Source organism: Pseudomonas sp. GL_117, assembly GCF_057835125.1.
Genome location: NZ_CM174418.1, coordinates 2,692,924 through 2,715,373, shown reverse-complemented (window position 1 = coordinate 2,715,373; position 22,450 = coordinate 2,692,924). Strand labels below are relative to the sequence as shown.

Here is a 22,450-nt window from a genome sequence, read left to right as displayed (position 1 = left end):
CCCAGGCCTGGGATTAAACAACGCCGACAGCACAGGCTGTCAATCGCCGTTTGATAACCCATCGGGATTTGCAGCAGTTATCTACCGCCGTATGCCAAGCCGAGGCTCCTACCCTGCCGCTCCAGACGCAGACCGAGACGGAGCAAACGATGGCGCGCGTAACCCCACCCTATTTTTTCAACGAGTTCCTGCAACCAGTCAGGAGGAAACAGCCGACCGAGCGCGAACAAGCCCTGGGTTTGACACTCAACGACCTCGACTGGCTGCACACGCTGTACTACGCCACCGATCACGCCCGCCAGAACACCGAACTGCGCAAGTACCCCATGCAAGTGGAGAAATTGCAGGTCAGCATGAAGGACCAGCCCGCGCTCCCACTGGCCGGGGCATTCATCATGAGTCCCAGCCCCGATGGCCAGAAGGCATTGCTGTACACGCCCTATGGCGGGATTGAGGTGTTCGACAGCCGCGACGAGCTACTTTCAGAGTTAAACAATCGCATCAACACACCAAGTCAACGTACTGATTTGATTATATTTTTATCAATATATCAGCGTGCAAAATTCACCCCAGACCAGCCCTGCACCCTGACATCTTCGATCATTGACGGCGCCGTCATGCAGGATCAGGAGCAGACCCTGCAGGCCTGCCAGCATCAGAATGCGCAGGACATGCTGGCGCAATTGCGCACCACGCCAACCCTGTCATGGATGCTCGACACGCTGCTCGGCATCATGGCGCGCTCGTACTTCTCCGGCCTGGATCAGCGCGATACACGCGTCAACACACGCCACCAAGACGCTTCGCAGTGGGCCAGTTCTGTCCCTTTGAGTGAGGTGCTGTTGCAGTTCTACCTCAAGCAGGCGTGGCCCGGCAGCCAGACGCGCACATTCACCAACCCACGGCATGACACTCGCGCCTTCACCGCCGCGCAGTTGGCAGCCGATCAGCGGCAGTGGGAAAGCCTGATCGAACAAACCGCGGGGATTCTGTCCAAACTGCTGAGCAGCCTGTTGCTGACGTGGTGGCATGAAGACATCGGCGGCGGCCGCTCACGGCTGGGGCTGTTTGCCCAGGTGATGAGTGACAAGTTCCGCGTCGACCTGTTGCTCAAGCGCCAGAACGGCATCCTGTCGGCCGAGGAAAGCCACCAACTGCTCGCCATCTTTCTTCCCGACCAGGCTGCACGCAGCGCCTGGCACGCACACCTGAACATCGACAAGGTGAAGATCCACGCGCCTTATCAACATTACGTGGAACTGGCTGCCACGTTGTTGATCAATGACACCCACGCCTACCTGTACACCCAGTCGCGCGGGTTGCAGGTGCTCAAGGACCTCGCCGACCTCAACGATACGCTGCTCGAGATGCTCAAGGCCGCCGGGCATCAGGATGAACTGCTCAACTTTCTGTCGCTGGACGAACGCAGCGTGTACATCGGCATGGATCAAGTGCAGATCAGCGGCGTGCCGGTACTCGCAGACGTGTTCGGCGAAATGGTTCAGGACATCGCCGCCAAGCAATTGAGCAACCTGGAGCACGCCCTCGCGGTATATCGACGCAGTGAAGGGGCGGTGGACCTGGCGGCGTTGCTCGACTGTGCGCTGGACCTGCGCCACATGCTCGACAGTCGCTTGCTGGCGCTGGACACGCAGGGACGCTGGAGCACACACCCTGTCTCCAGCGACAACGGCCGCCCTTCCACGGTGCAAGCCGAACGTGCCAAACAACAGTTGCTCACTTTGCGCGCCGCCGACGCGGCACTGGCGATGCGCCGGCGCGAGCACCCCACGTTACGCACACTGGCGGCACAGGCGTTGGACAAAGAGTTGAACGAGCGCTCGCTGGCCTTGCACGCCGATGACGTCTACGTGAACACCTACGCCACCGAAGCCCGGCAAGAGGAAGACCGCAAGCCCCTGACCTCTGTGAGCATGGTCGATCACTTTATCCAGCGCTTGAGTCATGCAGCCCCACCTGTGGAAGAGACGCCGCAGTTGGGGTTCTATGGCAAACACCGCGCCGGCTTCTCCAGCCGCTGGAACAGCTTGAACGGTAAAACCTTCAATGCGGTGATCGAACACACCCTGGCGCCGTTCAGCAATCACGACATCCGCATGCTGCCGCGCCTGTTCCTGCGAAGCCATCGGGATGCCTTGAACGACGCGCTGATGCTGGGCTTGCGCAGTGAAGCCGAGCTGCGGCTGCTGAACAAAACCCTGAGCCCGGCGAGCCAGGCGATTGTCGACACGGTGTTGCGCCCGGACAGCATGACCCGAGTCAAACGGCACGGCCTCAAGGGCTTTCTCCCGGATGCGTTTGGCTTGACCCTCAAGGTCGGCACCGACGAGCGTGCGCACGCTCTGGCCAACTGCTTTGTACTCACTGAACGCGGTGGCCTGGACCCGGACCATTCGGGGCAAGCCGTGCTCTGGACCCCGCAACTGGGGCATGAAACGTTCGTATCGGTGCAGGCCCTGCGCGACAGTCTCGCGGTGCGCCTGTCAACCGCCGATGACCGTTTGATGCTGCTGGATAACCTGCCGATCGGCCTGCGCTGGCCTCATCAAACCTTCCAGCTCGGCCCGCTGCAACGTATCGACGAACACTTGCTGGACAATCGCCAGCAGAGCTACCTCGATTACAGCCTCAACGCCATCGACTACTGGCTCGCCGCGCCGCTGGGGCCCCGACAGTTACAGGACTGCCTGGACAACCAAATGCTGCGTGCAGCGCCTTCCAACCTGGGTCGCGCCACCGACATCGCCCGTGCGATGGTTCTGCAACAAGGGTTGCCCGTCTGGCTGGGCATGGCGTCAGCCCAGGAGCAACTGCGGCATGCCGAGCTGCTTGAGCAATACCGCCTCAGTGCCGCCGATGACCGGGATTACCTGCACGCCCTGCCGCCCTTGCGCGACCACGTGGCCAGCGCCTTGCGCGCCCTGCTCAACGCTCGGTTTTACGGCTTCGAGCTGGACCCGGATGACATCCTGATCCCCACGCGGGTCATGCTCAACGGCCATAGCCAGAGCCTCACCGATTTTGCCCAACGCCACCTGCCAAACCTGCTGGCCGACACGCTCAAACCGTTTTCGCGCACCCGCACACCCCTGCCCCCGACCCTGGACGGTGCGGCGCTGGTGCAGTTGATTCGCCAGTTGGACATCGCCAAGACTTACCGCGCCTTGCTCGATACCCACCTGAGCGCAGACACCGAAGATGCCCGTAAGCGCAAAGCGTTGTTCTGCCAGCAGCTACCGTGGCAGCTGTTGAGCCATGCCCACGAAGAAAAACTCGAAGAACGCTTGAGTGCGACGGCCTGGAGCTTTGTGCAACAGGTCTTTGATATGCCGGATGCCATAGCACGGGCGAGTGTCAGCGGGGTAACCGCGATGATTCGGCCACTGGAACTGGTGGCCACGCCTGGCGCGACGCCGGCCAGGGCCCGGGGCATCTACTTGATCGGCCCACACACCGGGGCCTCCGGGCCCCAGGTGCTGTACGCCCCCTACTGCCCGACGCAGACGTTGACAGAGTTCCCCCGCGAGGAGGACCTGCTTGAGCAACTCAACCGTCCGGGACCTTTGCAGGACTGGGTGATTCGCCAACTGGACGATCCCCAGCGCGCCACCTATCGGCATTTGATGCAGGCGCACCCGCGCAGCCCTTCCAGCGATCTGGGCCTGGCCTCTTCGCCAGTGCGCGGCAACCTGCTGCCGCTGCTGTTCGATGACAACACGCAACAGCTGGCAAGAATGCTTGGCAGCCAATTTGACCCCAACGGCAAGAGTGCCTGGGACGCTGTCACCAGCCTGTTCGGCAAGGGTATACCCATGGCCCTGCAATTTATCAGCGGCAAGCTTCAGTACCCGCTTGCGGTGTGGCGCAGCTACAAGCTGTTCAAGGCGTCAGCGGAAAGCTTGCAAAACCAACGCTGGGCCGAAGCCATGAGACCCTTCATCCAGGGCGTGGCGACCCTGGCCTCACTGCGCAGTCGCCTCGACCAGCCGTTCAAGCCACGCCATCCTCCCGCCAGCCCCACGCCCGAGATGCCGGATGAAGCCGGCCCTGGCGCAGCAACCACCCTGGCGACCCTGGACATCACCGACCCTTTGCGCACCCGATTGCGGCACTTTGAAAATGTCGATATTTCACTGATAGACCTGCAACGTCGCGCCCCGCAGCAACCGTACTCGCACCCTGTGAGCAAGCGGACCTACGTGCCAGTGGCGGGCAAGGTGTACCCGGTGACGAAAGCCGGCGCGCGTTGGCGGATTGTCCTCGGCGAAGAAATAGGCCCGTATGTCGAACGCAACGCACGAGGTGAATGGGTATTCGACCTATCCCAACACCATCCACGCCTCGGCCCGACGTTGTCGCGTTACATCGGCCGCAGGCAAACCCGTTCGGCTGAGCGCGATGCAATCAATATCGAGGCCGTCGGGCTACCGGCCATCACCGCGCTCTCGCCGTGGAAGGCCCAGTGCATCAACGAAGGCCTCAACGTCGCGACGTACTACGCGGTGACCTGCAAGCGCAATATCGTGCAGTTCGCCACGGACCGTAAACCGGGCTCGCGCGTCGGCTTGTTCCTGACCGAGATGTTCGGGGTGCTGAGCTTCAGCCCCTCGCAACTGCAAAAAATCGAGCAGCGCGTGGACGAGATACTCGATGCGCTGGTAGACCCGACCCTGACCAACCTCGACTCAGGTCGATTTGTCACCGGCACCGCACGCTGGAGCCCACAGGACACCTACGCATTCACCCTGCCAGATGATGTGCAGAAAAAAATCTACCTGCTGGATCGCTTTTTCGACCCGCACATGGACGTGTATGAGAACCTCCTGAAAACACCATTCAACGTCTCTGCCCACGCCCGCGCGGCGATCATCACGCATGAGATCTCGCACTTCAAATGCAACACCGAAGACCTGGCCTACCTGGACAGCATGCGTCCGTTCCACGACCTGATCAACGTCGGCACCCTGCGCGGCCAGTTGCTGTACACCGACCTGTCGGACTTGCGCACCACCGCCTTGTCGACGCTGACGCCGGCGAGCCTGTTATTCAAGACCTGGGACAGTCTGTCGCAACGCTGGGAAGACCTGGGTCGATTTGGCGGGGTGCACGGGCGCGACCGGGTGTTCAAACTGACCGGCGCGAAGACACTGGATGATGCGCGGCAAATCTTCATGAGTGACGCGGACAAGCGTATCGATACGATCCTGGCCAATGCCGATTCGCTGACGTACCTGATCAGTCACTTGGGGCGCGAGTTGGATCAGGGGGCCTGAAACGGCCCCCTGGAGGGAGTCAGTCTTTCTGGTCGCGCAGGATATTGCCGGAGGCGCCATCGATGCGCGCCTCATAGACGGTGCCATCGGATTTGCGGCCTTTGACTTCCCAGTAGCCATTGTCATCGGCTTCGGCCGCATAGACCTCGATATAACCGGCCTTTGTCTTGGCGACTTCGATCGCCTTTTCAATCGGGATCCAGCCCGCCCCCGGCTTGTCCGCCAGGGCGGCGCCAGCGCTGAGCAGCGCGGAGGTTGCACATAGGGCGACTAAGGTTTTCTTCAGCATATTCGTTCTCCATTGTAAGAATGTCCTGAGATTTTTTAGGCACCCCCAAACGAGAATAAGTTCCAATTGGCGTGCAATCACTATGATGGCAGTTCTCGGCCCATGCCTGGGAGGTTAGAATGTGGGAAATCAGGACGTTTAAATGACAGAAAAGTCTCTTTCAGAAGCCGAATATGACGCGATCACCGACGCCGCCGCGCATTGGTGCATGCGTTTGCACGCGCACGATTGCACGCCCGCCGAGCGTCAGGCTTTTGAACAGTGGCACGATGCTGATCCGCTGCACGCCTTTGAATACGCGGCCATGCTGGAGATCTGGGACGTTGCCGACCACCTGCCGCGCCACGAAGCCTTGGCAGCGGTAGTGCCGTTCAAGCCCCGCAGGCGCCTGCGCCAGTACGCGATAGCCGCGGCAATCTGCCTGGCGGCGCTGCCCGTGGCGGCGTTCACCGGCTGGGAAGCCGGCTGGCTGCCGAGTTCCTACGAACGCTTCGAGGCGTCCACCGGCTTGCGCCAAGTGACCTTGGGTGACGGCAGTCAGGTGGAATTGAACCTGGGCACCGAGCTGGTCTTCAGCAATTACAAGGATCAGCGCCGGGTCATCCTGAAAAAAGGCGAGGCGTTTTTCAAGGTCAGCCATGACAGCACCCATCCATTCATCGTACGCGCTGGCGAAGGTCAGGTACGCGTAACCGGCACACAGTTCAACGTCTGGAAGTACGAAGATCAGGTGCGGGTGATGCTACTCGAAGGCTCGGTACAGATCGCCAGCGATCAGGTGCACGGCAGCGTACCGCTGACGCCGGGCATGCAGGCCAGTTATCGCCTGGGCGACGCGACACCGCAGGTCCAGGCGTTCAACGCCAATGACACGGCCCTGGCCTGGCGCCAGGGCAAGCTGGTGCTCGACAACCTGGCGTTGGCCGACGCGTTGCCGCTGATCAACCGCTACCTCAACAAGGCGGTGATGCTGGCCGATGCCAACACTGGCGCGATCCGCATCGGCGGTATCTACAACATCAATGAAGTCAACAATCTCATCCCCTCGCTGCCCAAGGTCCTGCCGGTCTACCTGACCCAGAACCAGGACGGCAATCCCGTACTCAATTCCATCCCGCGTAAAGCGCCGAAAGGCTGAGCCCTGCCTGCAGGACCGGGCGCCCTTGCGTCTGCCGTGTCCATTTTTGAAACACCTCCCTGCCCTGAACCGCCCATGCAGCGCGGATTCACGGTTTTGTCATGTGTGCTGTTACAGCGCTGATACAGCTGGGTGAAACGTTTACGGTGTGGCCGGCGGTGGGCACCTGGCGGGCAGGTGTCTCATCCGTGAAACAGCGCCGATAGCACTCTGCTGCGTAAAAAACGCAAGCCATTGAATAACAACAACAATTAAAAAGCGGCACGGCTTCTGCTCTATCCCTTACAGCGCTGTTTAGGGTCAGCGCGAAGAACAAGGAATATCGCCGTGATCACATTCACTCAAGGTTCGATGAACGTTCTGCTGATCAGCTGTGTACTCAGCGTTGGTATCAGTGTTCCGAGCTATGCGGGTGACGGTGTGATCGTGACCGGCCGCGACGTCCAGGCGCACATGTATGGCCGCGCGTCCTTCGGGCCCGATCCGTATCCCAACACGGCGAATGCCAATCCCAGTAAAGACATCCTGAACGCCATGTCCGGCGAATTGACTGACCGTGACTTTGGCGGCGTCAACAGCGGCTTGGGCATCACTCGCACGGCACTGCAGCCAACCGGCAATTTCTCCGGTGTCAGTGCGACGCAGAACAGCATGTCCACCCTCGGCGCCGGCGCCTCCTCCGGCCACGGCTCGGGTAGCAGCATGGGCGGGCAGATCAGCGATTCGATCCAGCGCGGCATGGCGCCCTTGAACAATCTCGGCAACATGCTGGGGGGCAAACAATGAACCGTTCCCTGCTCCTTCTCGCGCTGCTGGGCAGCGCCTGCGCCATGGCCGACAACAGCGCCGTGATCAACAACAGCGGCACCGACTACACCGGCAACTTATCGGTCAACCAAGCGGCCGGTAATCAGCAGCAACAGGCCAACAACCGGGCGATCACGCTCGGTGGCCAGGCCAGCACGCTCAATATCCAGAGAACGGATGGCAGCGTCGACCCGTCCACGAACGCCAAGGCGGCGATTCAGGGCAACTCTTTTACCAACGGCAACGGTGTACTGGGCGTCAACCAGTCGGCCGGGGCCAATAACCAACAAGTCAATGCCGTGCGGATCAGCGTAAACCCTGCCCCGCAAAGCATCGACGACAGCGTCCTGGTGCAACAGAACACCACGACGCTGGCGACCGACTCAGGGCTCACCCCCACCACTGGCAGCCGCCAGGTCGTGACAAGCGACCAGGCCTTCACCGGCAGCCGAGGAGTGATACAGGTGAACCAGAGTGCCGGGGTGGGGAACCGAGTGGCTAACACCCTGGGCATCACTATCAAGTAACTGCTTGATAGCACTAGTTAGACCGTACCAACACTTAACCAACTAATTAGAAGCAAGGAGAAACACCATGAAACCTCAAATGGCTCTGAAACCAATGGTTTTCGCTCTCGCCGCACTGATGGCAGCAGCTGCTCAAGCAGGTGGTGGTGGCTGGCACCCAGCTCCGCAACCCACTGGCGTGGTTGCCTCCGTGGTGACCGATGTGCAAAACAGCATCGGTAACAAGTTTGACGACACCAAGACCGAAAACAACGCCTCTGCCGATAACTCGGTAAACGACAACAGCGGTAACGTCGGGGTTAACGTCCAGGCTGGCAGCGGCAACCAAGCAGACAACTCTGGCGCGATCTCCAGTGCCAAAGGTGACTTTGCCACCGTGTTCGCTGTAGTCGATGTGAACCAAAACAGCGGGTTGAACAACTTCGTCAACAAAGGCACGCAAAACAACACCTCGCTGGACAACGCCGTTAACCATAACTCCGGCAACGTGGGCTACAACGGTCAGTCCGGCCAAGGCAACCAAGGCAAAAACAACCTGGCAATCACCACAGCTGATGGCAAAAACATCGCTGCGGCTGCCAACACCGAGCAAAACTCGCTCGGCAACAACTACCTCAATGCTGCCGCTACCAGCCACGGGTACGGTTGGGGCAACAAGGCTCAATACGTATCTAACAACTCCAGTGCCGACAACTCGATCAACCGCAACTCCGGCAACGTGGGTGTGAACCTGCAATCGGGTGCGGGTAACCAAGGCAGCAACAGCCTGTCTGTTGGCCAAGGTTGCAGCGTCTGCCAAAGCGGCGTGCGCTTCTGATGCAACGGGGCCTTGGAAACAAGGCCCTTTTTTATTCCAGTGTCCAACAGGTCATACGATCATGCGCCTCGCGACCCTCACCCTCCTGATGTTGCTCACCGGCCCAGCCTGGGCAGGCAACATGGCGATTTCCGCCATGCCTGGCGGTGCAGTCATCTTCAAGAAGGTCGAGAGCATCCGTGAGCGCCGGTTCGCCAACCTGGTGGAACAGAAAACCGATTTCAGCTGCGGTGCCGCGGCACTCGCCACCATCCTGCGCCAGGGCTATTGGCTCGACGTAGACGAAGATCACGTCATCAAAGGCATGCTGGTCAACGCCGACCAGGATCTGGTCCGCACCCAGGGCTTTTCGATGCTGGACATGAAGCGCTACCTCGAAAGCATCGGCATGCGTGCGCGGGGCTACAAAATTGCACCAGAGACCCTGGTGACCGTGAAGATCCCCGTGGTGGTCCTGCTGGAAATTCGTGGCTACAAGCACTTTGTGGTGATGCAGCGGGCCGACAAGGACTGGGTCTACATCGGCGACCCGGTACTGGGCCACAAACGCTACTCACACGACGACTTCGTCAAAGGCTGGAACGGCATCGTCTTCGCCGTACTGGGCGAAGGTTACGACAAGGCCAACGTCTTGCTCGACCCGCCCCTGCCGCTGACCGCCAAGAACCAGTTGAATGAGTTCAGGCCTGTCGGCGACGCCGAGCTGATGGACTTCGGTTTCATCCAAAGCGACTTCTTTTAACGAAGCGCAATAAGGAGCAGGACGCTCCAGGAGCAAAAGATGAACACTTACCGTTGGCTGACGGTCATGTGCCTGGCAGCCTCAATGCCCGCTTATGCTTCATCGGGGTTCAAGCCTATTGAACTGAAGGATTCGGAGATGTCCGAACTTCGCGGCCGTTATGTGATGCCAGGGCGAATCATCAGCTTTGGCATTGTCATGAGCAGCACCTGGACCAACGCCATCGGTGACACCATCACCGGCAAGGCCAGCATGCAGATCGACAAAACCACCATTACCCCGCAATTTTATGTGCAAACCACTGGCTCGTCGGGCACGGGTACCAACCAGAACACCGGCACCGGCACGGTCACCGGCGGCGCTGGCCTGGGCAGCGGCCAAGGCGTGACGCAGAGCGTACGCTCGGCAGGTGATGGCAACACCGCCTACAACAACGTCGGCATCACCATCAGCGACAACGGCTTCGCCCCCGCCAACATGGCGCAATCCGGGCAAGTACTGGCGGCGGGCGGCACGGTGACAGGGGCCAGTGCAGCCGGTCAGGTGAGCGTCTCGGCCAACAATGGCGGCTTGCAGATGGCGATCCAGGCCAATCACAACCAGGGCAACAGCCTCCAGAGCATTGGTGGCGGCACTGTGCTGCAAGGCACGGTACTGACCGGCAATACCAACTTCGTCAACAACATGACCCAACTTAACGTCGTGATGAACAATAACAGCCTGAACAACCCAGCCTTGAACTGCAATCTTGAACAACTCAAAGGCCTACGCACGCTCGGTTATTGAACTACGCTGACCCTCGACACTTTAGCATTCAGAAAAGGACGGCTTTTTCATGCATCGATCGTTATCGCTACGTGCGGTGGTCTGCTTAAGTACGCTCTTGCCCGCATCCGTTTTGTATGCGGCGCCAGATGCCGATATCGAGACCCTCAAACAGGAGCTTCTGCAACTTAAACAGCGGTACGAAGTGCAACAAAAAGCCCTGGCCGTGCTCGAACAGCGCGTACGCCAAGTGGAGGATCAGCCGGCCACACCGGCACCGAGGCGCCTGGCCAAGTCCCCTGCGGACTTCCAGAAAGCCAGCGGCGCTACCGTGGCAGGCACGGGCGCGGCAGCCGCATCCGGTGGCGCGGGCGGCGGTGGCAGTTCCTATGGCCAGTCGCTCAAGGACGATTCGGCGCCCGCACAAAGTGTGAGCAACCTCTACAACGAAGCCAGTGGCTTCTTTGGCAATGGCAAGTTCAGCTTTGAAACCGGTGTCACCTATGCGCGTTACGATGCGCGCCAGTTGACCCTCAACGGTTTCCTGGCGCTGGACTCGATCTTCCTCGGCAATATCAACCTGGACCGGATCAAGGCCGACAACTGGACGCTGGACCTGACCGGGCGCTACAACGTCGACAACCGTTGGCAGTTCGACATAAACGTACCTGTGGTGTACCGCGAGTCGACTTATCAGTCGGCCGGCGCCGGCAACAATGCCACCGCCACGTCGGAAGAGTCGGTGACCCGCGACCCAACCATCGGTGACGTCAACTTCGGCGTGGCCTACAAATTCCTCGACGAAACGCCCAGCCTGCCGGATGCGGTGGTGTCGTTGCGGGTCAAGGCGCCTACGGGCAAAGAGCCGTTCGGGATCAAGCTGGTCAAGTCGGCCAACAACGACAACCTGTATGTGCCGGAGAACCTGCCGACGGGTAACGGTGTCTGGTCGGTTACGCCGGGCATTTCCCTGGTCAAGACCTTCGACCCAGCCGTGTTGTTTGGCTCGTTGTCCTACACCCACAACTTCCAGGGCTCGTTTGACGACATCAGCAGTGACGTCAATCAGAAAGTCGGCGGCAAGGTCAGCCTTGGCGACAGCTTCCAACTCGGGGTTGGCGTAGCGTTTGCGTTGAACGAGAAGATGAGTATGTCGTTCTCGGTCTCCGACCTGATCCAGCGCAAGAGCAGGCTCAAGCCCAACGGTGGAGACTGGCAGTCGGTGGTGTCCAGCGATGCCAACGCCGGCTACTTCAACGTGGGGATGACGATTGCCGCGTCGGATAACCTGACGATCGTGCCGAACCTGGCAATCGGCATGACGGATGATGCACCGGACTTTACGTTCAGCCTGAAATTCCCGTACTACTTCTGACCGCTCACGACAAAAAAAGCCCCGCAACGATAAGGGTCGTTGCGGGGCTTTTCGTTTACCCGCCCTAGCGGATCTGGTGTTTGTGCAGCAACCGGTAGAACGTCGGCCGGGAAACCCCCAGCACACGGGCGGCGACACTCAGGTTGTCGCTGTGCCGGTTGAGCACATCGCACAGCGCCTGATGTTCGGCGCGGTGCTTGTAGTCCTCCAGTGTAGCCATCGGTGAAACAATTGCCTGCTCGCTTTGCAATCCCAGATCAGCGGCTTCGATCTGGCGCCCTTCGGCCAGTACCAGGCCGCGTCGCACGCGGTTGGCCAACTCGCGCACATTGCCCGGCCATGGGTGCTGGCCCAGTGCGACCAACGCGTTTTCGCTGAAGCTGCGCGGGCGGCGTCCGGTTTCCTGGCTGTAGAACCGGGAAAAATGGTTGGCCAGCATCGGCACATCACCGTGGCGCTCGCGCAATGGCGCGGTCACCACTTGCAGAACGTTGAGCCGGTAATACAAGTCTTCGCGGAAAGTGCCCTTCTCCACCGCCGCCTCCAGGTCGACGTGGGTCGCGGCCAAGACCCGCACATCCACGGGGATGGGCTGGCTGCCGCCGACACGTTCGATCTGTTTTTCCTGGAGAAAACGCAGCAGGTTGGCTTGCAGTTCCATCGGCAAATCACCGATCTCATCGAGAAACAGCGTGCCGCCATTCGCCGCTTCGATGCGCCCGACCTTGCGTTGATGGGCGCCGGTGAACGCACCTTTCTCGTGCCCGAATAACTCGGACTGGATCAGGTGCTCCGGGATCGCCCCGCAATTTATCGCGACAAACGGTTTGGCGTGGCGTTGGGATTGACGGTGCAGGGTCTTGGCCGCGAGTTCCTTGCCTGTGCCGCTGTCGCCGCGGATCAGCACCGGAGACTCCGTGGGCGCCAGCTTGGCGAGCAATTTGCGCAACTCGCGTATGGGACGGCTGTCACCCAGCAGCTCATGTTCAGGCCCGTCCACCGGGGTGGTGGCCTGACCACGCAACCGCGCCATGCCAAACGCGCGCCCCAGCGTGACCTGCACCCTGGCCACGTCGAAAGGCAAGGTATGGAAGTCGAAAAACCATTCGCAGACAAAATCACCGACGTTTTGCAGGCGCAGCACGTCCTGGCTGAGCACGGCGATCCATTCAGTGCCGCTGCGACTGATCAGCTCCTTGACTGCCTCGGGCCGCTCCAGGTGATAAGGCTGCAAACGCAGCAAGCCGACATCACACGAGCGGTCTCCGACGGCTTCCAAGGCACAGCTGTCGACCTCCCACCCGGCCGTTCGTAAACCGGGCAACAACCCATGACAATCCTCACAAGGGTCAACCACCAGCAAGCGACGTTGCACAGGTGTAACAACCATGACTATTCCTTGACGCCAAAATTGTTAAAGTTATTTAGAAACAATGGTTTGTGGCTTCCGGTAGCAACAGTAGCAAGATATTGACGCACGCCTTGTACCGTTTCGCTATAAGTGTTGGCAAAAAGCCAGCCCCCCCAACGCCAACGGCTAAAAAGTTACCACCCCGGAAAACTTTCATTGGGCTTTCAAAACAGCCGCTTACATGACACTCATCACGAAAGTTGGATTTTTCTTACACTAACATGTGACCCGTACCCCGCCATCGTGCATCAGTACAAGTAACTCGCCGTACGGCCCGCCCAACCGACGGCACTCCACTTGATTGGGCATTTAGAGAGACGACCCACATGAACGCCCCGCTCCGCATCAACGAAGCTCTTTTGATCGCAGACCGTGCCTTCCAACCCTTTCAATGCGTGGCCTGGCATGACGGCAATGGCGCCCTCAGCCTGAGCGTCATCGACCGCACCAACACGCGTATCGGCAGCAAGCAGCTGTCGTCCAGCGCCTATACCGACCCGGCGCAACTGGAAGACCTGCTGTTGCAAGCCCGCGCCGAACTCGACAAAAGTGGCTATCAGCTTCAGTCCTGGGCCATGCCGAAGTAATTACTGATCGGCGGGGTTGACGTCCTCGCCAAAGAACACCGTTTCGGCAACTTCTCGATCAATGTTGGAACGTAAAACATTGATCAGAAGCTGGTTGTTCGAGGTGCGTTGTTTCAACTTGTGGTAGCTGGCATTTCGATCAGCATATCGAAGTAGCAGTCCTCGGGAAAAGTGGTAACCAATGTTGCGCGCACTCTGATCTTCATAGAAAAAACGTGCAAACCAGAGTTCGCGCCCTGAGGAACGCTCCCGCACCACAAATGGGCGAATCAACGGGTCATGGCTGTCCATTTCCACCACGTCGATCAACCACGCCTTGTACAACGTCAAAAGGCCCTCCGAGGTGGGGGCCCCGTGAAGGATCATGCGATTACGGGCCAGCGACGCCTGCTCCTGAAAGCGTATGACTTCGTCATACAGGGCACTGGGTGTATTTTTGAAAAACTCCAGTAGTTCCTGATGCTTCGGCGAGGCAGCAGGTACTTTCAGTGCATCGATCAGCAAATCTCGTTGCCGGACCATCTTGTTCGCATAGTTCAACCACTCTCTGCGCACCAGTCGTGGTGAGAACCGAGCGAATGCCTCCATCTGGAGGAGCTGGGTAAACTGGTTTCCCGCGCCGCGCCACAAGCGATTGGCTTCACCGCCGATATTCGCCAGTTGCTCATGGGCAGCAAGCTCATCCGCAGCCTTCACAAGCGGCGCAGGCACTTCCCGCCACATCGGTTCCTCCTGCGTACCTTGCTGCTTGAAAGTCCAGATACTGCGGTGGTCAAAGGGTTCAAACACGTCGACATAGGCTTGCACTTCACCCTCCTCCACGACACTGCGACGGTTGCCTATCACCCGACCGACAAGAACATCGTCAATGATGCGCTTTGAGCCGCTCGCGAGCACCGCGTTAACATCCTGGATCCTGGCGGCCTCGTACCGATGATAAACATCAATCAGATCCTGCTCGGCGACCTGCAGCAAATCGCGCACAAAACTGCGGTAGTTGCCCAACGCCCAGCTCTTGATGTAGCGGGGAGGCCGATCCAGTTGATAGGACAACCGGCCGGAGGCCAGGGCCAGCGCGTCCAGCACATCGTTCAACACCTGCACCTGCTGGCTCAGGTTGAAATGACCGGGAGTGAGCAGCTCGCGCCAAGTCATCAGCTTCAGACTGCATAACGATGTGACGTCCTGGATCAGGTCCAATGTGGCGTCACTAAAACACGCCGCGCTGGCATCGAAGCACAGTAGCGCCAACGTCCGAAGTTGCAGTTCCTGCCACTTTAGCGAGTTTCTACGCCCGACCCAGGCACCGGACTGCAACGCCGCTACCGAGGTATCGGCGATGCGTCCATGGCGTTTCATCTCTTCGAATCGTTGCTCGGCATCGAGCGCTGCGTCGATGGCCTTCTGTTGCATTGCCGCGTAGTCCGGCAACTTCGCCGCAACGCTACGCAAGGTCGCAGGCGTCAAAACCACGGCAGTCAGGTTGGGTGCATCGAATGAGGCGCTCTGGAGTTGGTGGTCCATCAACATCAAGCTTCGCTTGCCACTGTAAAGCATTGCCTGGTTTCGTCGCGCCCTCACCGCGCCGGCGGAAAACTTGTTGGACAATGCGTTGAAATCCCGCACCAGCACCCGTTGTCGGCGGCGGGTCAACGCGTCCATCAAGGTGATTGCACACCAGTGAGTCACATCGGCCTTGAACAACTCTTCATCGAGCAACTCTCGACTACCCGGCTCGAGATACCGATGCGTGATGCCTTGCAGGGTTTCAGGATCTGTAAGGACTTGAGCATCAAACATCATCGACAATCGGCTGTATTCCGCATCCAGATCCAGCCGCTGCCGTTCGTCGTCCTTGAGTTGAAACAGACGCCACTGCTCCTGTTTCAACGCCAGCTGAAGATCCTCAGGCTGGCTCGGCTCAGCAACGAAGCTCCATAGCCCGGCGCCGGAAGACTGGATTTGCGGCCCCTGACGCCCGGCCATGTCGTCGTTCACAATCCGGAAAACCCCGGCATGGTCTTCAACTTTGAACCAATCACCCTCCATGTCGACGTAAAGGTTGCCATTGGCGCTGTACAAACCACGATGAGAGCCGGTGTGAATACGCTGTGCGTAGGGCAGCATACGGACCTTGTACAACGCCAGTTCAGCCTGGCGAATGACCGAAAGCCGGTTGTACAGACCGCTCCAAGTCTGCTCCAGCGCCCAGTCGCCGCGCGCCAGCAACGAGGAGCCTTGTTCGGCGGGCAATTGCACCTGGGACGCCTTGGTGGAAGCCCCTCCCTCAAGCAGAACTTGCGGCGGTTCGTACCAGTTCATCTCGATGGACGCTTCCACATCAGCACCGTCGGCCATTTCGATCAATGTGTCGGCAGCGCCCAGTGCCGATGCGGGTCGGGAAACGCGCCCCCGACTCAGCAAGACCAAGCCAATGTCGAGTAGCAAGTTGATCACGCTCGACGTGGAACTATGGGCGGTATCGGTGGCGAGCCGGTAGATATCCTGGGTGGCCGACCATGCCACCAACAGCCAACCTGCCGCCCCGCCCAGAGGCCCGCCATATGCTGACAGCAGCAACATCAGGCCCAGCCCGAAGAAGCGCCGCACCCAATCCCAGAATCCAGCCATTGCATCCACCGACTGCGCTCCCGGCAGGCTGGACATGGCGGCAACAGCACTGTTGAACAGGTGCTCCAGATAGTCGCCTTCGACCTCCTCCCGGGACTGGGTGAGCGCAGCATCGGTCCACAGGCTGTCATTGAAATCCACCGACTGAAAGACCTGTGGTCCCGGCACCGTCACACCCGGCACCAGGTAGCGAGCGCGCGCATCCTCCGGCAACCAGGCCAGCACTTGGTACTGCACGGGGCCGGGGCGGCGAATATAGGCGAGGATGGCATCCCAAACCGGGAACTCGATCAGTTTCACCTGCGCCATGGGTCGGTACAGGACATGCGGCCCTGCATGAACATCCCGCGGACCAATGACAAACAGGTTGCGCACCCGGTCCACCGGGCCATCGCCGATCTTGAATGCCAGGGGCCGCAACACGATAGGCTGGCCGTCGACACGCCGCGCCGTCACGGCCGGCCGCAGCACAGCAACAACAGCGTCATAGGCCCAACGCGAGAACGCCTGGGGGAACTTGAGGTGGTATTCCAGCGCGAGCATCGGCAATTGCAGGCGCTGCTGTTCGATGAAGCGGGCCTTGCGCCAGGCGAGTTCCTCCGGGTTCTTGAATGTCTGCGCAAACAATTGACCATAGGTGCCGCTGATATTCGCGCGGTTGATCAGCGTGACAGCCTGCTCGGGGGTCAACCAGACCGGCTGGGCGTCATGGTCACCCAGGATCAGTTCCAACTGTTTGGTATCAACGCCAACGAGCCCCAGCAAGGCGAATCCCGGCAAACTCCACACCGCATCTTTGAGCAACGGCGGCACATGCCAGAACGGCTTTTGCGCCGGCGGTTGCCCAGGCGCGTCAACGCTCATCCTGACGTTGATCTGCCCAGGGCGCAGCGGCGGCTTATCCGGATAGTCCTTGGCCAACTGCGCCGCCAGCGCCTGGTCGGCGAAATCATTCAGGGAAGGAATGCCCTCGTCAAACGGCTTCCAACCGGGCTGGCTGACGGCTCTTGCCAGTTCCATGGCGTATTGGGCCATCTCCATTTGCCGCTGAGGATCTGCCTGCACCAGCCATGTAGGCAACGCTGCACGCAGCCGAGCCAAGCGCGTCGAATCAATGGGCGTACTGTCAAAATCACTGGTAATCACGCGCAGGGCCCGCTCCAGCACGCGGCGCTCACTTGGATAGCGCCGCACCTGGGGCAGAACCGTACCGACATCTGCCAACTGCTTGGCCAGGAAGGTCAGGCTGAAACTATGGAAGATGTTGCCTTTGGGCTGGTTAAGCCGCCATTGCATGTGTTTGCCGGGGGCGATATCCGTCAACAGGTTGACCAGCCACTCACCCAGTTTTTCCAGGGATTCGAACACCTGAATCCCCCTGGACAGCGTAAACAACAACACACAGGGAGCGTGTTCGTCCTCTTTGACCAGTACCAGCCCGCGCAGCATTTCCAGGTTGATCGCCCCAGACTCACCCCACTGGTCAACAATGTAGGCCTTGGTGCCATTGGTCAGCTCAGGATCGCTGACCACGCTGATCACCATATCCAATTGCTCGCCCGTGATGCTCGAGCGACCTGACGCAACCAGCAGCGCATTCTTGAGCGTATCCGCCAACCACAGAAAGCGCGCCTTGCCGTGGGTGCCTGATTCCATCCAATAGTTGACCAATGCCTCTTGATAGCGCTCGAGCAACTGCGGGCCACGCTCATTGATCACGGCTTCCACGTCACTGCTTTTGACATGCAGTGGAAGCGGTGAATTCGGCTCCGCACTTTGTGCCAGGAACGTCCCGTCGGAATAGTCGACGAATGTCCCGGTGGCACATCGCTCGATCAACGCATCGACCAATGTCAGGCTGTTGTGGCCGGCCAGCTTGAAGGCCTTGCCGTCAAAGACGTAGACCGGCTCCAGCAGCACCGGGTGAGACGGGTTGATAACCAACCACCGATATTGATTGCCCAAGCTTTGCTGCAAAACGGCAATTGCCACTTCTTGCAGCGTGGGGCAGGAAAGAAAATGGCGCCTGATTTGTTGTATCGGGTACAGCGAGAGCCCATTGAGGGCAGAGGATGCGTGCGTGGCCACGGGACGACTCCTTGTCGTGTCGTGGCGCCCCGTCGATCAGGGCGCCAAGGTCGGCCAGCAGTATCGAGGTATAACGCAGAGGGCCTGTGGTAGCTGTCTATCGCAGGCCGGCAGACAAGATGAAACGTTCGAAGGCTTCGGCAGCGCCATCCTCGACATGACTGCCGGTGACTACGCTGGCCTGACGCTTGACGGCCTCCTCGGCCTGCCCCATGGCAATCGAAAACCCGGCCACCTGGAACATCGCCGGGTCATTGCCGCCATCCCCAATCGCCGCCGTTTGCTCCAGCGGCACTCCGAGGTGGGCGGCCAGAGTCTTCAACGCCTCGCCTTTGTTGGCCAGCATCGCCGTCACGTCCAGGTACACCGGCTGTGAACGCGAGACCTGCGCCAGCCCTTGCACCCTGGGCTGCAACTGCGCTTCCAGTTCAATCAAGCGTTGCGTATCGAGGCTGGCGGCGACGATTTTGTCGATGCGGTCCAGGTACGGCTCGAAACTCTCCACTACGAGCGGGCCATAACCCAAGCCATCGGTCTCGCGCTGCACCATCGGCCCTGGTGGGTCGCGGCGCAGCCAGTCACCGTCGGCAAACACCCAGGTTTCGACGTCCGGCGCGGCCGAAAACAGCGCCAGGGCAATCAGCGCCGCTTCAGCAGGCAGATGATGGGCGACAAGCACTCGGCCATCAGGACCGATCAACGTGCCGCCATTGAAGCCGGCCACCGGAATATCGATACCGAAAGTCTCGACCATATGCAGCATGGCCTTGGGCGGGCGCCCGCTAGCCAGGCTGAAAAACACCCCGGCGGCGCGCAACGCACGTACCGTATCAACGGTGCGTTGGCTGGGCCGGTGATCGGGATGCAGCAGGGTGCCGTCCAGGTCGCTGAGGATAAAGCGGATGGGATGAATCGCGGCATCACTCATCCGAGGGAGTGCCATGTGCGGCCATCACGGGCCAGCAACGCGTCTGCCGCGGCGGGGCCATCTTCGCCGGCCTTGTAGGGCTGGATGCCGTCGTCCTGCTTCCAGGCATCGAGGAACGGTTGCACCGCACGCCAGCCGTTTTCGATGTTGTCGGCACGCTGGAACAAGGTCTGGTCGCCGGTCATGCAGTCGTAGATCAAGGTTTCGTAGCCTGTCGACGGCTGCACTTCAAAGAAGTCCTTGTAGGCAAAGCCCAGCTGGATATTGGCCATGTCCAGGGTCGGCCCAGGCTTTTTGGCCAGCAGGTCGAACCACATGCCTTCGTTCGGCTGGATCTGGATCTTCAGGTAGGTGGGCTTGAGCTCATCCACCTCGGTATCGCGAAACTGCGCATAAGGCGCAGGCTTGAAGCAGATGACGATTTCGGTGTCGCGCACACTCATGCGCTTGCCGGTGCGCAGGTAGAACGGCACGCCAACCCAGCGCCAGTTGTCGATCATCACCTTGAGGGCGACAAAGGTCTCGGTACTGCTGTCGGGCGCGACGTTGGCTTCTTCGCGGTAACCGGGCAGTGGCTTGCCGCCGATTGCACCGGCGGTGTATTGCCCGCGTACCGAGTTGGCTCGCGCATCCTCCAGGGACCAGGGCCGCACGGCACCAATCACCTTGGCTTTTTCACCGCGTACCGCGTCGGCACCAAACGCAGCGGGAGGTTCCATGGCCACCATCGCCAGCAACTGGAACAGGTGATTGGGCACCATGTCGCGCAAGGTGCCGGTTTTTTCGAAGAAATTGCCCCGGGTTTCAACGCCGACGGTTTCGGCGGCGGTGATTTGCACGTGGTCAATGTAATGGTTGTTCCAGAATGCCTCGAACAGCACATTGGAAAAACGGCTGATAAGGATGTTCTGGACGGTTTCCTTGCCCAGGTAATGGTCGATGCGATAGATCTGCTTCTCGCTCATCACCTTGAGCAGGCTGGCGTTCAACGCTTCGGCGGTGGCCAGGTCGGAGCCGAAGGGCTTTTCGATGACCACGCGGCGAAAGCCATCCTCGGTTTCCGACAATAGCCCCGCGCTGCCCAGGCGCTGCGCCACTTCACTGAAGAAGCGCGGCGCGGTGGCCAGGTAGAACACCGCATTGGCGGTGCCGCTGTCGGCGATCTTCTTGCCGATGTCCACGTAGGTGCTGTCGTCGAGGAAGTCGCCCTCGACGTAGCTGATGTTCTTGGCCAACTGGGCCCACAACTGTGGGTCCAGGGCATTGTCGGCATTGCCCTTGACCTTGCTGGCGGCCTCGGTGCGGATGAAGTCCTCGAGCTTCTTGGCAAAGTCGGCGTCGCTGATGGCGTTGTGATCAACGCCAACAATACGCAGGCCATCGCCCAGCAACCCATCTCGACTGAGGTTGTACAGCGCCGGCATCAGCAGGCGCTTGACCAGGTCACCATGGGCGCCAAACAGAAACAATATGGTGGGTGGAGCAGGTTCGGCCTTGGACTTCTTGCCGTTGGCGGTCATTTTTTGGACGTCTCCACATGGCCACCAAAGCCGAAGCGCATGGCGGAAAGCATTTTGTCACCGTAGGTGCTCTGCTGGCGCGAACGGAAACGGGCGAACAACGAAGTGGACAGCACCGGCACCGGCACGGCTTGTTCCATCGCCGCTTCGATGGTCCAGCGACCTTCGCCACTGTCGGCCACGGAGCCGGAGTAGCCGTCGAGTTTCGGGTCGGTGGCCAGGGCGTCGGCGGTCAGGTCCAGCAGCCAGGACGACACCACGCTGCCACGGCGCCAGACTTCGGCGATGTCGGCGACGTTGAGGTCAAAACGTTGATCTTCCGGGAGGTTGTCCGAGTTCTTGGTCTTGAGGATGTCGAAACCTTCGGCAAACGCCTGCATCATCCCGTATTCGATGCCGTTGTGGATCATCTTGACGAAGTGCCCGGAACCCGCGGGGCCGGCGTGGATGTAGCCCTGCTCGGCGCGCGGGTCAGCGCTGTCTTTGCGGTCTTTGGTACGCGGGATGTTGCCGATGCCCGGGGCCAGGGCCTTGAAGATCGGGTCCAGGCGCTGCACGGTTTCGGTGTCGCCGCCGATCATCATGCAATAGCCGCGCTCCAGGCCCCAGACGCCGCCGGACGTGCCGACGTCAACGTAGTGCAGGCCCTTTTCCGCCAGTGCCTTGCCGCGACGCACGTCATCCTTATAGTTGGTGTTGCCGCCGTCGATGATCACATCGCCAGCCTCCAGCAGCGTGCTCAGCTCATTGATGGTGTCTTCGGTGGGCGCGCCTGCTGGCAGCATGACCCATACGGCACGCGGCTGTTGCAGCCCGGCGACCAGTTCCTTGAGGCCGCCGACGCCAGTGGCGCCCTCTTCGCTCAAGGTTTTGACAAATGCTTCGTTACGGTCGAAAACAACGGTGGTATGCCCATTGAGCATCAGGCGCCGTGCAATATTCCCGCCCATGCGGCCTAGTCCGATAATCCCCAGTTGCATGTGCTGATGCTCCTAACTACTAAAAAAATGTGTGACATAGTTTATAGCGCAATGCGCCTAATGAGGATCAGAACCGCACAGATCCATTCAGTTTCATGACAAAAAAATAGCCATCGTTTCAACATCACGGCAGCGAAAGTCACACGACCGCCAAAAATAAAAAAGTTCCCTTGCTGCAAAAAAGAATTCAGACTTGCTCCCGACTGATGCCGAGAACCTCGAATCAAGCGTTCTGGCACCGCGATCCACCGGCTATTTGCGAGGCAAGCAATGAGCACAGCACAGATGACCCGCCCTCCACAGACCCTCTACGTCACTGTCCGTCGCGATGAACTGCGCCAGTTGAAGGATGAGCGCGATCAATTGCAGCAGGAAGTGCTGCGCCTGCGTTCGCACCTGCAAGGCCAGCTCAGCCAAGCCCCAGCCCCGGCACTGAGCGCCTTGTAAGGTAATCCTTACAAATAACTCACAAAGTTTTCACACCCCCTTCTCGATACTCCAGCCCCCAAGGGCCACCCCATGCAAGGGTGGCTTGTGTTGCGTGCGTCCCT

16 protein-coding genes are annotated in these 22,450 nt (G+C 59.8%); 10 read left to right on the top strand and 6 right to left on the bottom strand.

The window, feature by feature from the left end; translation table 11 throughout:
- Positions 1-149: 149 nt before the first annotated feature.
- Positions 150-5,294, top strand: coding sequence for a dermonecrotic toxin domain-containing protein (locus AC3ISR_RS12185; protein WP_489324766.1), 5,145 nt, complete (start codon positions 150-152; stop codon positions 5,292-5,294).
- A gap of 19 nt (positions 5,295-5,313) precedes the next feature.
- On the opposite strand, the gene AC3ISR_RS12180 is transcribed toward AC3ISR_RS12185, so the two are convergent.
- Positions 5,314-5,583: a PepSY domain-containing protein gene (locus AC3ISR_RS12180; RefSeq protein ID WP_192299655.1), complete on the bottom strand. Its 270-nt coding sequence runs from the start codon at positions 5,581-5,583 to the stop codon at positions 5,314-5,316.
- Positions 5,584-5,725: 142 nt separating this feature from the next.
- Here AC3ISR_RS12180 and AC3ISR_RS12175 point away from each other — a divergent pair, with 142 nt between their 5' ends.
- The 7 genes from AC3ISR_RS12175 to fapF all read left to right on the top strand — a co-directional run bounded on the left by AC3ISR_RS12175 (position 5,726) and on the right by fapF (position 11,754).
- On the top strand, positions 5,726-6,721 hold the full coding sequence (locus tag AC3ISR_RS12175) for a FecR family protein (RefSeq protein WP_192299656.1): 996 nt from the start codon (positions 5,726-5,728) through the stop codon (positions 6,719-6,721).
- 327 nt (positions 6,722-7,048) lie between these two features.
- The gene (gene fapA, locus AC3ISR_RS12170) at positions 7,049-7,507 is read left to right on the top strand and encodes a fibril amyloid chaperone protein FapA (RefSeq protein WP_489324765.1); all 459 of its coding nucleotides are present in this window, start codon (positions 7,049-7,051) and stop codon (positions 7,505-7,507) included.
- A complete protein-coding gene (gene fapB, locus AC3ISR_RS12165) occupies positions 7,504-8,055 on the top strand; it encodes a fibril amyloid subunit FapB (RefSeq protein ID WP_192299657.1) in 552 nt (183 codons plus the stop codon). Before fapA ends, fapB begins: the two co-directional genes overlap by 4 nt.
- A gap of 67 nt (positions 8,056-8,122) precedes the next feature.
- Positions 8,123-8,872, top strand: a complete 750-nt coding sequence (gene fapC, locus AC3ISR_RS12160) for an amyloid-like fimbrin subunit FapC (protein ID WP_192299658.1) — start codon at positions 8,123-8,125, stop codon at positions 8,870-8,872.
- Positions 8,873-8,933: 61 nt separating this feature from the next.
- Positions 8,934-9,614 carry a C39 family peptidase gene (locus AC3ISR_RS12155; protein ID WP_192299659.1) on the top strand — a complete coding sequence of 227 codons (681 nt, stop codon included), beginning with the start codon at positions 8,934-8,936 and terminating at the stop codon, positions 9,612-9,614.
- Between the two features lie 39 nt (positions 9,615-9,653).
- Complete coding sequence (gene fapE, locus AC3ISR_RS12150) at positions 9,654-10,400, top strand: fibril amyloid subunit FapE (RefSeq protein WP_192299660.1); 747 nt, start codon at positions 9,654-9,656, stop codon at positions 10,398-10,400.
- 49 nt (positions 10,401-10,449) lie between these two features.
- Positions 10,450-11,754, top strand: coding sequence for a fibril amyloid transporter FapF (gene fapF / locus AC3ISR_RS12145; RefSeq protein WP_192299661.1), 1,305 nt, complete (start codon positions 10,450-10,452; stop codon positions 11,752-11,754).
- 64 nt (positions 11,755-11,818) lie between these two features.
- Here the strand turns inward: fapF and AC3ISR_RS12140 are convergent, their stop codons facing one another.
- Complete coding sequence (locus tag AC3ISR_RS12140) at positions 11,819-13,144, bottom strand: sigma-54 dependent transcriptional regulator (RefSeq protein WP_192299662.1); 1,326 nt, start codon at positions 13,142-13,144, stop codon at positions 11,819-11,821.
- Between the two features lie 347 nt (positions 13,145-13,491).
- Here AC3ISR_RS12140 and AC3ISR_RS12135 point away from each other — a divergent pair, with 347 nt between their 5' ends.
- Complete coding sequence (locus AC3ISR_RS12135; RefSeq protein WP_010210845.1) at positions 13,492-13,752, top strand: hypothetical protein; 261 nt, start codon at positions 13,492-13,494, stop codon at positions 13,750-13,752.
- On the opposite strand, the gene AC3ISR_RS12130 is transcribed toward AC3ISR_RS12135, so the two are convergent.
- From AC3ISR_RS12130 to gnd, 4 genes are all read right to left on the bottom strand, one after another.
- On the bottom strand, positions 13,753-18,471 hold the full coding sequence (locus AC3ISR_RS12130; protein WP_463983950.1) for a dermonecrotic toxin domain-containing protein: 4,719 nt from the start codon (positions 18,469-18,471) through the stop codon (positions 13,753-13,755). It abuts the gene before it with no gap.
- Between the two features lie 97 nt (positions 18,472-18,568).
- The gene (locus tag AC3ISR_RS12125) at positions 18,569-19,399 is read right to left on the bottom strand and encodes an HAD family hydrolase (protein ID WP_463983951.1); all 831 of its coding nucleotides are present in this window, start codon (positions 19,397-19,399) and stop codon (positions 18,569-18,571) included.
- Positions 19,396-20,919, bottom strand: coding sequence for a glucose-6-phosphate dehydrogenase (gene zwf, locus AC3ISR_RS12120; RefSeq protein WP_192299665.1), 1,524 nt, complete (start codon positions 20,917-20,919; stop codon positions 19,396-19,398). The genes AC3ISR_RS12125 and zwf overlap by 4 nt, the downstream gene beginning before the upstream one ends.
- On the bottom strand, positions 20,916-21,899 hold the full coding sequence (gene gnd / locus AC3ISR_RS12115; protein ID WP_463983952.1) for a phosphogluconate dehydrogenase (NAD(+)-dependent, decarboxylating): 984 nt from the start codon (positions 21,897-21,899) through the stop codon (positions 20,916-20,918). Before gnd ends, zwf begins: the two co-directional genes overlap by 4 nt.
- Before the next feature lie 270 nt (positions 21,900-22,169).
- On the opposite strand from gnd, the gene AC3ISR_RS12110 reads away from it, so the two are divergent.
- On the top strand, positions 22,170-22,346 hold the full coding sequence (locus AC3ISR_RS12110) for a DUF6026 family protein (protein WP_263864823.1): 177 nt from the start codon (positions 22,170-22,172) through the stop codon (positions 22,344-22,346).
- The last annotated feature ends 104 nt before the right edge of the window (positions 22,347-22,450 follow it).